General features: G+C 36.9%; 13 protein-coding genes and 1 other annotated feature (1 of these 14 cut by a window edge). Of the genes, 8 read left to right on the forward strand and 5 right to left on the reverse strand.

Annotated features, from left to right (window positions below):
- Positions 1 to 28 precede the first annotated feature (28 nt).
- On the reverse strand, positions 29 to 346 hold the full coding sequence (locus tag SFC47_RS04330; protein WP_411253007.1) for an antibiotic biosynthesis monooxygenase: 318 nt from the start codon (positions 344 to 346) through the stop codon (positions 29 to 31).
- 114 nt (positions 347 to 460) lie between these two features.
- On the opposite strand from SFC47_RS04330, the gene SFC47_RS04335 reads away from it, so the two are divergent.
- Both SFC47_RS04335 and SFC47_RS04340 read left to right on the forward strand, forming a co-directional pair.
- Positions 461 to 943, forward strand: coding sequence for a hypothetical protein (locus tag SFC47_RS04335; protein WP_411253008.1), 483 nt, complete (start codon positions 461 to 463; stop codon positions 941 to 943).
- On the forward strand, positions 930 to 1,415 hold the full coding sequence (locus SFC47_RS04340; protein WP_411253009.1) for a hypothetical protein: 486 nt from the start codon (positions 930 to 932) through the stop codon (positions 1,413 to 1,415). The genes SFC47_RS04335 and SFC47_RS04340 overlap by 14 nt, the downstream gene beginning before the upstream one ends.
- A 35-nt stretch (positions 1,416 to 1,450) precedes the next feature.
- Here SFC47_RS04340 and SFC47_RS04345 read toward each other — a convergent pair whose 3' ends face one another.
- A complete protein-coding gene (locus SFC47_RS04345; protein ID WP_411253010.1) occupies positions 1,451 to 1,858 on the reverse strand; it encodes a hypothetical protein in 408 nt (135 codons plus the stop codon).
- 163 nt (positions 1,859 to 2,021) lie between these two features.
- On the opposite strand from SFC47_RS04345, the gene coaW reads away from it, so the two are divergent.
- Complete coding sequence (gene coaW, locus SFC47_RS04350) at positions 2,022 to 2,828, forward strand: type II pantothenate kinase (RefSeq protein ID WP_411253011.1); 807 nt, start codon at positions 2,022 to 2,024, stop codon at positions 2,826 to 2,828.
- Between the two features lie 98 nt (positions 2,829 to 2,926).
- The gene (selB, locus tag SFC47_RS04355; protein WP_411253623.1) at positions 2,927 to 4,786 is read left to right on the forward strand and encodes a selenocysteine-specific translation elongation factor; all 1,860 of its coding nucleotides are present in this window, start codon (positions 2,927 to 2,929) and stop codon (positions 4,784 to 4,786) included.
- A gap of 44 nt (positions 4,787 to 4,830) precedes the next feature.
- Here the strand turns inward: selB and SFC47_RS04360 are convergent, their stop codons facing one another.
- Positions 4,831 to 6,267, reverse strand: a complete 1,437-nt coding sequence (locus tag SFC47_RS04360; RefSeq protein ID WP_411253012.1) for a TerD family protein — start codon at positions 6,265 to 6,267, stop codon at positions 4,831 to 4,833.
- A 229-nt stretch (positions 6,268 to 6,496) separates the two neighbouring features.
- On the opposite strand from SFC47_RS04360, the gene SFC47_RS04365 reads away from it, so the two are divergent.
- The 4 genes from SFC47_RS04365 to SFC47_RS04380 all read left to right on the forward strand — a co-directional run bounded on the left by SFC47_RS04365 (position 6,497) and on the right by SFC47_RS04380 (position 11,569).
- Positions 6,497 to 7,189 (forward strand): sigma factor-like helix-turn-helix DNA-binding protein, encoded by a 693-nt coding sequence (locus SFC47_RS04365; RefSeq protein ID WP_411253013.1) that lies wholly within the window; start codon positions 6,497 to 6,499, stop codon positions 7,187 to 7,189.
- Between the two features lie 31 nt (positions 7,190 to 7,220).
- Positions 7,221 to 7,805, forward strand: coding sequence for an ATP-dependent Clp endopeptidase proteolytic subunit ClpP (gene clpP, locus SFC47_RS04370; RefSeq protein ID WP_411253014.1), 585 nt, complete (start codon positions 7,221 to 7,223; stop codon positions 7,803 to 7,805).
- Between the two features lie 147 nt (positions 7,806 to 7,952).
- Positions 7,953 to 8,420, forward strand: coding sequence for a MarR family winged helix-turn-helix transcriptional regulator (locus SFC47_RS04375; protein WP_411253015.1), 468 nt, complete (start codon positions 7,953 to 7,955; stop codon positions 8,418 to 8,420).
- Positions 8,417 to 11,569: an MMPL family transporter gene (locus SFC47_RS04380; protein ID WP_411253016.1), complete on the forward strand. Its 3,153-nt coding sequence runs from the start codon at positions 8,417 to 8,419 to the stop codon at positions 11,567 to 11,569. The genes SFC47_RS04375 and SFC47_RS04380 overlap by 4 nt, the downstream gene beginning before the upstream one ends.
- A gap of 44 nt (positions 11,570 to 11,613) precedes the next feature.
- Here the strand turns inward: SFC47_RS04380 and SFC47_RS04385 are convergent, their stop codons facing one another.
- Complete coding sequence (locus SFC47_RS04385) at positions 11,614 to 12,498, reverse strand: cupredoxin domain-containing protein (RefSeq protein WP_411253017.1); 885 nt, start codon at positions 12,496 to 12,498, stop codon at positions 11,614 to 11,616.
- Positions 12,499 to 12,639: 141 nt separating this feature from the next.
- On the reverse strand, positions 12,640 to 12,819 hold the full coding sequence (locus tag SFC47_RS04390; RefSeq protein ID WP_411253018.1) for a hypothetical protein: 180 nt from the start codon (positions 12,817 to 12,819) through the stop codon (positions 12,640 to 12,642).
- Positions 12,820 to 12,911: 92 nt separating this feature from the next.
- Positions 12,912 to 12,977 (forward strand) — a binding site (T-box leader); it runs 152 nt beyond the window's last position.

Raw genomic sequence — 12,977 nt, forward strand, 5'->3', positions numbered from 1 at the left:
TTTTTTTGTACTCATTAAATTACTGTTCCTAAATGGCTTTGAAATTTGGAAAGGGATATTGCGCTTCCGCTAGGGATGAGAGATTTGTCAGTTCAGCTACAGAAGCAATTTGATTCCATACTGCCATTACCTTTTCAGATTGATGTGCCTTGTCAATTGCCTCGCTAGACTTCCATTCTGCTATTTCAATGATTGTACCATCCTCTGTTTGAAGTGTTAATAATTCACGGTCTGTGATCAAACCTTCCTCTCTAAGGACGGGGATATGTACATTTAGGATTTCTTTTAATTCATTCTCTTTTCCTGGTTTCGGACGATAAAGTGCCATAAACACGAGTGCAGACATGTAAAAGCCTCCTTAATTTTTATAGTAATCATCATAAATGTATATACTAAAAAACGTCAACAATTCACTTTAAGTGGATTATTATGGCTGTCGAGAAATAGGAGAGAAGTATTCATGATTGTAACCTTTTACTTTTTCATAAGCTGGCTGCTTTTAGTACTATTTATATTTAACAGAATTCAAAAGCAGGCAACTATAAATGAAATCACTCTTCTCTTATTACTAAGCTGTCTTGTTAATACCCATACATATGCTGGGTTGTTCGATACTCTTAAATTTATGAAATTCTCGACTGATATCCCTCATTTTATTGCTTTACTACTTTTCAAAAATATATTTGTTCCCTTACTGATAACCTGCTTTACATTATTAATAGATCGTAACAAGAGGAAAATCCGATTCTTTTCATTATTTATTTTAATAATACTATTAATGGATTCTATAAACGTGATTAGTGGTATGTACACATATAAGCAATGGAATCTTTTTTGCACTTTTATCTATTATTCAATTTTACTATTCCTTTTACTATTTACTTTAAAATGGTTCAGAAAGCTGGATAAAATTTCTGGGGGTGAAAATCGTGCTGTTGACTGAAAAGGGATTTGGTATGGATGATTATTTTGTCATTGCTGCAGTAATTATCTCATGGGGAAGCTTTATCATTTTGCCAAAAATATTTTCTAAGCAATTGATCATTCTTATTATCCTTTTTAGTTTAACGGTTCCAAGTATCATGGATAACTCTTTTGCGGTATTCCCGTTTGACTACTATGATATTTTGGATGGACCTGAATATACCATAATGGATCTTGTGGTGTATCTCTTATACCCGCCATTTGGCTATTTTTTTCTATATTTTTATAAAAGGCTTCAAATACGTATTCAAAATATTTTCCTATATATTTCGGCAGGTGCCTTCCTTTCAGTTTGCTTTGAGTGGATAAATCATAAGTTGGGTGTCTTTCATTATAAGAATGGATATCAAATCATTTATTCCTTTTGTTTTTACCTTGTTTGCCAAACGATATTAATCTTATATTATCAATGGATTAAAACAAAACATTAAAAACCAGACACTAGGTTCTGGTTTTTAATTTTGTATTAATTTTTTTCTAGGTACGTTGTGAGCTCTTTAAGATTCTTTGCTTGGTAAACCACACCAGTTTGGTCAAATAGGATATACAGAGGTGCTGATTTAATATTAAGTTCAGGGTAAGCTTCTTGAGTCATTTCAAGCTCTGGAAGACTTAATATATCATTTACTTTGTCTGTAATCTTTTTGTTATCTTCGATAGGATTTTCATTATCCCCGATAGCTAGAAGTGAATAGGAATCTTCTCTGTCAGATAATAGATTTGGATAAGGGAATGTACTATTTGTTTCAGCTTTATTCGTTGTCTCCGTTTGTTTTTGTTCTGATGATAACTTTGTTTGATTATTAGGAATAGTGTCTTGGCAGCCCGCTAACAATGTCAATCCTATAAAGATAGGCAATGCATTTCTCTTCATTGAAATCTTCCTTTGTGATAATAGAATTCTTTTACTACAACATAGCACATTAATTGACCCATTGAACGGAATGAATGTGGAAGATTAGTGAAATGAAAAGCAGGATAAATGGAATTATTGTCAAATATGTAAAGAAAACAATCGTTTTAAGGGAGTGGGAGGAATGCAACAGATTACTGCAGGCATTGATGCTGGCGGCTCATTAATCAAAATCGCCTATCAGGAAAATGGAAGAATGCATTTTAAGAAGTTTTCCATAAACAAGCTGGATTCTGCTATTTCATGGTTAAGTATGGTAGCTCCCTCTTTAAAAGTATCCATTACAGGTGGTAAAGCTCATTCGATACAAAGTAGTTATTTTCAAAACAGCATAGTAATTCCAGAATTTCAAGCAACTTGTGACGGTGTACGTTTTTTACTGGCAAAGGAAAAGAAGAGTATTGAAGAAACCTGTTTGGTGGTAAACATCGGTACAGGAACATCGTGGCATCTCGTAAACGGGGATCATGCACAGCGGATTCTTGGCAGTGGAATGGGAGGCGGCACCTTCACGGGTTTAGGTTCTTTATTAACGAAAGTGCAGGATTATCAACTGCTGACAGTTCTCGCAGAAGAGGGAAATAAAGGAAACGTGGATATGCTGGTTAAGGATATTTATGAAGCAGCAGACAGCCCCATTCAGGGTGACCTAACAGCTGCCAACTTTGCTAAAGGCAAAAAACTAATGCATAAGGAAGCGGACCGGCTAGCCGCACTTTCTAATATGATAGCTGAGACCATTGTATTGTTAACCTCACAGGCAGCAACAATTCATCAAGTTAAAAGTGTGGTCATCATCGGAACGGCAATAATTGGTAATCAATCATTAAAACATGGGCTAGAATACTATTTGAATATGTTAGGTTTAACGCCAGTGTTTTTGGAAAAGGGAGAATATTGCGGTGCGATTGGAGCCTTTTTGTCGGTCTAAAAATGTTCTCTTGAACAATATGTTTTTTAAGGATAAAGTAAAAAGGAAGACCGAAAAAGTAGGTGGCAGTTTTGGAAAAACGATATTTCACAATTGGCATGGCTGGACATATTGATCATGGTAAAACTTCTTTGACGAAGGCTTTGACTAATGTGGATACTGATAGATTAAAGGAAGAAAAAGAAAGACAAATCTCAATTGAATTGGGTTTTGCTCCATTGTATGAGGACCAAGAAATTCAAATCTCTGTGATCGATGTACCAGGTCATGAGCGCTTTATTCGGCAGATGATTGCTGGAGTGGCAGGAATTGACCTTGTAGTACTGGTAGTTGCTGCTGATGAAGGAGTAATGCCGCAAACGAGAGAGCATTTGGATATTCTTAAATTTTTAGGGGTGAAAAACGGGCTTGTTGCCATTACTAAAATTGACCGTGTCGATGAGGAGTTTATTGAATTAGTTAAGGACGATATTTTAGAGGAACTAACAGGAAGCGTTTTTAGTGATTCCCCGTTTGTTTTGGTGGACAGTCTATCGAAAAAGGGTATAGAAGAGTTAAAAGAGTTAATCATTAATACACTCAAAGAGCAGGAAATGAGAGATGCAAAAGGTGCTTTCCGTCTGCCGATTGACCAGGTTTTTACGGTAAAGGGACAGGGGACCGTTGTACGCGGGACAGTATATGAAGGAAGCGTTGAAGAGGGACAAACACTTAAGATTATGCCGCAAGGACTTGAAGTAAAGACTAGGCAAATTCAGGTTCACCATAAGCAGGCGCAAAAAGCATATGCTGGCCAGCGCACCGCTATTAATCTTTCAGGTGTATCCAAAGAGGACTTAGAACGCGGAGATGTTCTGGTATCTTCTGAACACTTTATTGTTACCAAAACAGTGGATGTAGCGATACGAGTAGTAGAAGATCTAGAACATATGGTGAAACAGCGGATGCCGATTAAGCTTCATATTGGAACCACTGAGGTTATGGGACGGATTGTTTTTTTTGACAGGAATGAGATTAAAGAGGAAAACGGTGAAATACTGTGTCAGCTTCGTTTAGAGGAAGAAATCCTAACGAAGCGGGGTGATCGCTTTATTTTACGGCGTCCAAGTCCGCAAGAGACGATAGGCGGCGGCTGGGTAATTGATCCAAGAGGGAATAAATATCGGTTTGGAAATCAAACCATTGAAGAACTGGAAAAGAAAAAAGCCGGTTCCCCTAAGGAACGAATAACAGCGGCTATTTTTGAAGCTAAAAGCTTACCTTTAGGTGAATTAATCAAACATACGGCACTGGATGAAGACACCTTGAATACGTATTTACATGATGATGATTTTGTCTTATACAATGGCAAAGAGTACACACTTAAAATATTGATTAACTCAATCGAAGAGGATATATATGACAAGCTTCATGAGTTTCATCATACCTATACTATGAAAATGGGGCTTAATAAGGCAGAACTTTTACAATCGATGCAAAAGAGATTTCCAAAGTCACTGCTTGATTTTGTAGTCGAGAATGGAATCACAAATGGAGTATTTAAGCGAAAAGAACAATTTGTTTCATTGGCTGGCTTTATGCCGTATGTACCGAAAAGCTGGCAGAAGCGGACGGAAAACCTGCTTGCTGAATTAAGGAAGGATGGATTAAAGGTTCGTTATTATAAAGACTATTTCTTAGACTCGGGTATCCCAGCTCATTTAGAAGCTGACCTAAGAAGGTTTCTGGATGACCAAGAATTTGTAGTTTATTTGGACGAACAATTTGCCTATCATGGTGATGTCTTTAAGGAAGCTGTTGAAAAACTCCGAAGCGGTACAGGTCAAGAGTTTGAAGTGGGCGATGCGAAAGAAATCCTAGACCTTTCTAGAAAATATATGATTCCCTTTTTAGAGAGGCTGGATTCTTTGGGATTAACCAAACGTTTAGATAATAAACGAGTCTGGAAAAATAAATAGGACAAGAAGAAACCTCAATTCCAAACAGAATTGAGGCTTCTTTGTTATGACAGGAATTCTCCAGGATTTAGACCAAGTTCACGGCAAATATCGCTGACCATTTGCATTTCATTATGGTCAAAATTACCGTCTGCATAACCTATGGCAATACAGTAACGAGCCACTAATCTGGCAATTTCCGGTTTGGATCTAATTTTTCCAAGAGCTCGGAAGGCTTCAGCCCGGCCAATCATCCGATCTGCTTCAATCCTTGAAACAAAATAATTAAATCTTTGAATGACTTTATTGCTGTCAAAAACGCGTAACTCTTCGCTGGAATTAACAAATTCAATCATTTTCTGACGTTCAGCGGCATCTAAATAGCCGTCAGCCATAGAAACTAGTGCACATGCAGCTACTACTGCTTCTAAAACATCCTGACTCTTGTAACGGTTAAACAATTCCTGAGCTTTTCTTTTTGACTGATTTGCCCATTCCGTAATGTCCGTTTGATTAGGGGACCATGAGTTTCCACAGCTATTACAAGTAAACTTTAATTGATTCTTTCCGATAAATCCTCCAAGTAACCCTACAGGACCCAAGATTAAGCCGCCAATTGCCGCTTTGCCCAACCCAAAACCTTTTTGTCCCGTCCTGACATTAGATGAACTGCAGCGTGGACAATGGATATCATCTCCATATGTACGATGGTTATTAGGCGAAGCTGTTTGGGTTGGATATCCAAAAGCTGGCTGTGAAAAGGAAGACTCCGGCTGTAAATGAATTCGCTCTGGCTGCTGATTTTGCTGATAAGTGCTAGACCCGTATTGATTTTGGTTATATGAATTTTGGTTATTATATTGATTTTGATTGTTATTAAAAAGATTTTGCTGCGGTGGAGCCGGTGTCGGTACCGGTGCCGGAGCATCGTCTACTGATACACCAAAATTGCGGCATAAAGCAGCAAGGCCGCCTTGAAATCCACTAGCGATTGCATTAAATTTCCATTCTCCATTATGACGGTATAGTTCAGCTGCAACAATCGCTGTTTCTACCGTAAAATCTCTGCCAAGGTTAAAACGAAGTAATTCCTCATTGGTTTGTTCATTAAAAATACGAACATACGAATTAGAGATTTGTCCGAAATTTTGCTGCTTTATTTGTGCGTCATGAATGGTAATGGTAAAAGCAATGCGGTGGATGTGGTTTGGCACTCTTTGCAGGTCAATTCTAATTTGTTCATCATCGCGCTCGCCTGCACCATTTCGGTTATCCCCGCTATAAATAATGGAACCATTGCCTCCAGATGGATTATTATAAAAAATAAAATCCTGATCACTTTGCACCTTGCCGGATGGCCCTAATAAAAAGGTAGAGGCATCTAAATCAAAATTAGAACCATTATGTGCAATATCCCATCCTAAACCAACGACTACATTTTGCAGACCAGGATGTGACTTTGTTAAATCAACTTTTTGACCTTTACTTAGTGTAACTCCCACTGAATCCACTCCTAATCATGTTTACTATTCTTATCCTATTATAATGCAAGCATTGTAGAAGAAAGAAATAATACACTTATAAATTTTTCCGCTCCTAACATCTACGATACAATGGAGAAAAAGTTTCATAATTGTATATAGTAGAAAATAAGAAATTATTTTTACACCCGTATCTTTTTAATTCATTAAAACGTTTAGAATGTAGAGAGTGTTTAAGGGAGTGAAAAAAATGGCAGCCAAACTTAGTTTGTATACCAATAATGATATGCAGTACGAGGAGTCCTTTTTTTATGAATTGTATCCTAAGCTGCAGAAATACTGTTACTTTCTATCTCAAAGTAAATGGGATGGAGATGACCTTGCACAAGAAGCTGTGATAAAAGCTATAACCTATTATCATAAAGATAAAATTACAAATGCTTTATTAAATAAAATTGCCCGTAATCAATGGATGGATACTCTGCGAAAGAGGAAGAGGGAAGAATTAAGAGATCATCTGATGTGTGAAGAGTCCTATTCCTCAAATAGAGATATAATTGATTCTGTTGATTTATTAGTACATCACTTTACACCGAAGCAGGCAATTATTTTATTCTTGAAAGAAGCTTTCCAATATCAATCGAAGGAAATTGCAGAAATATTAAACACAACTGAGATGGCAGTAAAGTCTAGTTTAATCAGATCAAGAAAACGGGCTGAGAATCAAAGGGAAATGGAAGAATCGAATTCATTTTGGGAAGATGAAGAGAGAGAACAGCTTGGAAAGCTTTTTCAGGATTCTCTAGCCAGTCAAGATCCTACAGAGTTAATTGAAGCCATACCATCCATTATAGACAGTGATAAAGTACCATCTGCTGTTTCTAGAATAACTATTCCAGTCAAAGGTTCAACTTCTTTAAGCACTCTCACAATGGCTGCATAGCCAACTATCGCTTGTAAGGAGGATTTTTGATATGAGTACTATTCCATATGTAATTGAACAATCTAACCGCGGTGAACGGTCCTATGATATTTATTCACGTCTGTTAAAGGATCGAATTATTATCATTGGTGATGAAATTAATGATCATGTGGCAAACTCTGTTGTTGCACAATTATTATTTTTAGCAGCGGACGCACCCGATAAAGAAATTTCCCTTTATATAAATAGTCCAGGCGGCTCCACTTCAGCGGGATTTGCGATCTATGATACTATGCAATATATTACGCCTGATGTTCGTACCATTTGTACTGGTATGGCAGCATCTTTTGGTGCTATGCTGCTGCTCGCCGGTACAAAAGGCAAACGTTATGCTCTTCCAAATAGTGAAATTATGATTCATCAGCCGCTTGGCGGTGTCAGGGGGCAGGCAACAGAAATAGAAATCTCTGCAAGACGTATCTTAAAGCTTCGTGAACATATTAATCAGATCATTTCCGATAGAACAGGTCAAACCGTTGAAAAAGTTTCAAAAGATACAGACCGAGATTACTTTATGAGTGCAGAAGAAGCCAAAGAATATGGAATTATTGATGAAATTCTATACCCCCAAGAATAAATAATAGATAATATTGCAAAATATGTAGAAAAAGGTTAGCAATTAGCTGACCTTTTTTTATTGACACCTTTTATGGCATGTCATATAGTTAAACAGGTGAATAGTTTAACAGTTTAACTATTTTTTAAAAGTGAGGTGAAATGGACAATGGATAAAAAAGTCATACATGAATTAATCGACCGGTATGTGTCCGTTTCTTTTGATGTCAATAAAAAAGCAGAGTCATTACTCAAGTGTCAGATGGGAGAGGACTTAACGACCGACCAGCACTATATTTTAAGCTACATTCAGAAATCCCATGAATGCACCTCATCAGAATTGGCAGAAGCCTTTGATGTTAATAAAAGTGCAATCACAGCTATAATCAATCGGCTGGCAGATAGAGGGCTTATAGAGAGAACACGAGATATAAATGATAGAAGAGTTGTTTATTTAACATTAAGTGAAAAAGGTAACGAATTGCACCTCAAAACTCACGAAAAAGTACATCTCTTAGTAGAATCATTTATTACCCAATTTGACGAAAAAGAAATTACGAACTTTATTAATACTTATGAAAAATTAGCTCAAATATTAACAGCCATGAAGAAGGAAGAAGAGGAGGATAACAAGTGAGATCGATTATTAAAGGAAAATGGTTTGTCCTTGCTGCATGGGTGGCAGCTATTGCAGTGCTCTTTATGGCTGCACCAAATATGGAAAATCTGGTCCGGGAGAAAGGACAGATTAATGTTCCAGAGGGTTACTCATATACTCTCGCAGAGGAGATATTGGAAGATGTCCAGTCGAATGAAAATAGCGGGAACGAGCTGCAAACAGCCTTAGTCTTTCATAGTGATAAGAAGCTAACGAAAGAAGACTTTACTGATGCAGAAAAAGCAGTAAACATACTTGAGAAAAATATGGAAGAACTTGGAATCAACTCGATTCTAACACATTTTAATCAAGAAGAATTAAAGGAACAGCTTGTATCACAGGATGGTAAAACCATACTGGTTTCTGTAAATGTAATAGCAAATGACCGTGAAGGTAAAGAAATATCGAAGGACTTATATAAAGCTCTTGATGATGTAGAATTAGAACACTATTATACAGGCAATTGGTTAATTGCTGAGGACCTGGTAACAAACTCACAAGAAGGTTTAAAGAAAACAGAAGGAATTACAGTTGTCTTTATTTTAATCGTATTATTGCTTGTGTTTAAGTCAGCTATTGCTCCCATTATTCCATTAGTAACGGTAGGTTTCAGCTATCTGGCAGCACAATCAATTGTCGCTATTTTAGTAGATAAGGTGAATTTCCCGTTATCCACTTTTACGCAAATTTTCTTAGTAGCTGTCTTGTTTGGGATAGGTACTGATTATTGTATTTTGCTTCTAAGTCGTTTTAAAGAAGAAATGTCTAAAAATGATAGTGTAGTAGATGCAATTGTCATTACCTACACCAATGCAGGAAAAACGGTTTTCTTTAGTGGATTAGCCGTGATGATTGGATTTGCGTCAATTGGATTTTCAACCTTTGTCTTGTATCAGTCAGCAGCAGCAGTTGCCATTGGCGTAGCGTTATTGTTACTCGCCCTATTTACTGTCGTTCCATTTTTTATGGCGGTATTAGGAAAGAAACTCTTCTGGCCGTCTAAAGGTAAGCTTGAACATGGAGAAAGTAAATTTTGGGGAATTGTCGGCAGTTTTGCATTAGCTCGTCCTTTAGTAGCTCTAATCATTGTAGCAGCCATTTCAGTTCCTGCTTTATTTACCTATGATGGAGATTTGTCGTTTAACTCTTTAGAAGAGATTGGTGATGAATTTAATTCGATCCAAGGGTTTAATATTATTTCTGAAGGCTTTGGTCCTGGTGAGTCCATGCCAACACAAATTGTTATCAAAAACGATGACGAAATGAATACGTCAGAATATATCGCAATCACTGAAAAAATAAGCGACGAACTTAATAAAATAACTGACGTTGATACAGTGCGTTCTTTGACTCGTCCAACTGGTGAAACCATTGATGATTTATATATATCCGAGCAAGTAAAGAGTCTAGGTGATGGACTAGGTCAAGGAAATGACGGAATTCAGAAAATCAGCAGTGGTCTAGAAGAGGCAGGAGACCAGCTGGCAGCCAACCAGCCTAAGATGGAAGAAGCTGTAGATGGAATTGGCCAGCTAATTAATGGCACGACACAATTACAGTCTAATATGGGAACAATTCAAGACAATCTTGCAAAAATTGAAGATGGATTAAATCAAGGCGCAACTGGTGTTACACAGGTAAAAGAAGGCTTAGCTATCGTTAAATCCGAATCTGCTAAAGTGTTAGCAGGCAGTAAACAATTGCTGCAAGGTTATAAGGAAGCCGCTTTAGGTCTATCTGCGCTAAATGGAAACTATGAACAGGTTGCCAAAGGAGTCAGTGGATTGCACGACACATTACTGGCAACAAATAAGTATTTTACTAATTTAGAAAATCAATATAATGATATAGGACAAAATGAAAACTATTTAGCCATTAAAATGACTATTCAAGGTTCTCAGGCAGCCACTCAAGAATTAGCTGGCAGCTTAAATCAGTTAAATTCAGGATTAAAGGGTGCTGAGGAAGGAATCAGCTTTGCCAATGGGAAGTTCCAAGAAGCTATAGCTGGTCAGGAAGCTCTTGTAAAAGGAATGGAGGATCTCTTAAAAGGATTAACTGAGATTGAATCTGGACTTTATACAATGGGTAATGGCCAAGGACAAATTGTAGATGGGCTTCCTCAATTTGCGAATGGTCTTAACGGTGTAAATAACGGACAGCAGCAGATTATGAATGGCTTTAAAGACTTGGGTGGACAAATCACTCAACTGACAGATGGCTTAACGCAGAGTGCCGATGGGTTAAATCAAGTTTCTGATGGTTTGAAGTCTGCCGAAGAGTATCTAGATGGTGTAGGCAGCCAAGAGAAAAATGGCTTTTATATTCCGCAGGATGTCCTAGACAGCAAAGACTTTGAACAGGTACTAGATACTTATTTGTCAAAGGATCATAAGGTAATGACAATTGACGTCGTGTTTAGTAAAAATCCTTACTCTAACGAAGCCCTCAACAGGGTTCCGGAGATAAAGGAAACTGTTGAACGGGTGGTAAAGGATACAAAGCTTGAAAATGCAGAAGTAGCAGTGGGTGGAGTTTCAAGCATGCATCATGACCTTGATAAAATTTCACAAGCTGATTACTCACGAACCGTGGTACTAATGCTGATCGGGATTACGCTAATCTTAATCATTCTATTCCGTTCCATTATTATGCCGCTTTATTTAATAGGTTCTTTAATATTAACCTATTATACTTCCATGGCATTAGCAGAGGTTATTTTCGTAAATTGGTTAGGTTATTCAGGCATTAGCTGGGCAGTTCCATTTTTCGCATTTGTAATTTTAATCGCACTTGGAATTGACTACAGTATTTTCTTAATGGATCGTTTTAACGAATTTAAACATATGCCAGTAGAACAAGCAATCCTTATCGCAATGAAAAAGATGGGAACGGTTATTATCTCAGCAGCTATTATTTTGGGTGGAACTTTCGCTGCAATGATGCCGGCTGGTGTTTTATCCTTGCTGCAAATTGCAGGTATCCTTTTAATCGGACTTTCCCTCTATGCACTCGTGATTTTACCATTGTTTGTCCCTGTCATGGTAAAAACATTCGGGCAGGCAAACTGGTGGCCGTTTAGAAAAAATGACGATCATTTAGCAGACCATCATTCAACACATATGTAAAAAAAACAGCTCGCTAAAGATTATAGCGAGCTGTTTTTATTAGGTTATTCAACGATCACGGTTCCTTTAAACATATTCATTCCACAGCTAAAGGTGTATTCGCCTTCTTTATCAGGTGTAAAGCTTAACTTTGTTGTACCTGCCTTCAGGTTAACGTTATTTAAATTAAAGTCAGGCATCATGAAAATAGAGAAACAGCTATTATCACCTGGATTTGTAATATTTAATTCTACCGGTACACCTTTTTTTACCTTAATTACATTTGGGCTGTACCCCGTTGGTGTTACCATCATTTCAATCTTTGGATTGGTTTCCTTCGTAATATCTAGTTCTGTCTGTTTGGGAGGGGCACTTTCCGTATTCTCTTGTGTGAGAGCTGCTTCACTCTCACCAGGTATCTTAACCAAATCACTGCTATATAGAAACAAGAATAAGGCAATAATGACGATCCCAGCGGATAAGATATTAAAGGGTGATATTCCTTTTGTATCAAGTGTAAGTTTTCCATTTGTTTCTACTATAATAAATAAAAGGACAAGGCCAAGAATAATTGCATAAACACCTAGTAAAATACCTAATAGAATGGCTGGGTTATCGAATTGTAGAATGGCCCCTAATAGAGCCCCCATTATCCCACTGACTGCACCCGTTGCTGACCCAATTAGAATAGCAAGGATACCAATCGGCTGACCAGCAATAAAACCTAGGATAAAGCCTATTAACATACCTAGTCCAATAGGAAAAAATAATTCTCCCGAAAGGATTCCGCTAATATACCCAGCTAAAAGCCCGGTTAACATGGTTATTACCATAACTACAATTATTCCAGATACGTTAGCTATCTTTGATTTGTTTCGATGTAATAGAAAAATAGAAGAGCCTGTCATTAAACTCATGATCACAATAGTGAAGATTGATAACATATACATAAAAAAACTCCCTAAAAATTAATAAACAACATATGTACATTATAAATCTAATGTAATTTAATTTTAGTGGTTTTTATGAACGTTTAATGAAACTTAGAGAAAATAAAAAAGACGTTAGCAACGTCTAGTTAATGCCGGGATTTATTTTTTCTTTTCCTGCTCTAAGGTGTTTTTATAAATTCTTTTTAATGCTTCATTTTGCATTTTCATTAATTCCAGTAAGTAATGCTTTTCTTCCTCTTCCTGATCAAACTCATTCTTTTCTTCATTTTTCAAGGAAATCACCTCATTACCTACATTGTATCCTAAATTAAGTTCCATAATAAAGTGATGACGTATAGAATTCAGAATAATTTTCCATAATAATATTTGACATTTTAGTAACTGAAATATATAATTTTGACAAAAATACTATTGAAACTGTGAAGAGGATTAGTAAAATGTTTCGCGTCTTACAAAGAGAGGAAACCAAAGGTGGA

Origin of the sequence: Neobacillus niacini, from assembly GCF_046591715.1 — a bacterium.
Classification (GTDB): domain Bacteria; phylum Bacillota; class Bacilli; order Bacillales; family Cytobacillaceae; genus Neobacillus; species Neobacillus niacini_L.

Excerpts from the sequence above, each read along its gene's own strand:
- selB (WP_411253623.1), top strand. The coding sequence starts at position 2,927 with ATGGCTGGACATATTGATCATGGTAAAACTTCTTTGACGAAGGCTTTG.
- SFC47_RS04390 (WP_411253018.1), bottom strand. The coding sequence starts at position 12,819 with ATGGAACTTAATTTAGGATACAATGTAGGTAATGAGGTGATTTCCTTG.
- SFC47_RS04330 (WP_411253007.1), bottom strand. The coding sequence starts at position 346 with ATGTCTGCACTCGTGTTTATGGCACTTTATCGTCCGAAACCAGGAAAA.
- SFC47_RS04345 (WP_411253010.1), bottom strand. The coding sequence starts at position 1,858 with ATGAAGAGAAATGCATTGCCTATCTTTATAGGATTGACATTGTTAGCG.
- SFC47_RS04335 (WP_411253008.1), top strand. The coding sequence starts at position 461 with ATGATTGTAACCTTTTACTTTTTCATAAGCTGGCTGCTTTTAGTACTA.
- SFC47_RS04365 (WP_411253013.1), top strand. The coding sequence starts at position 6,497 with ATGGCAGCCAAACTTAGTTTGTATACCAATAATGATATGCAGTACGAG.
- clpP (WP_411253014.1), top strand. The coding sequence starts at position 7,221 with ATGAGTACTATTCCATATGTAATTGAACAATCTAACCGCGGTGAACGG.
- coaW (WP_411253011.1), top strand. The coding sequence starts at position 2,022 with ATGCAACAGATTACTGCAGGCATTGATGCTGGCGGCTCATTAATCAAA.
- SFC47_RS04375 (WP_411253015.1), top strand. The coding sequence starts at position 7,953 with ATGGATAAAAAAGTCATACATGAATTAATCGACCGGTATGTGTCCGTT.
- SFC47_RS04385 (WP_411253017.1), bottom strand. The coding sequence starts at position 12,498 with ATGTATATGTTATCAATCTTCACTATTGTGATCATGAGTTTAATGACA.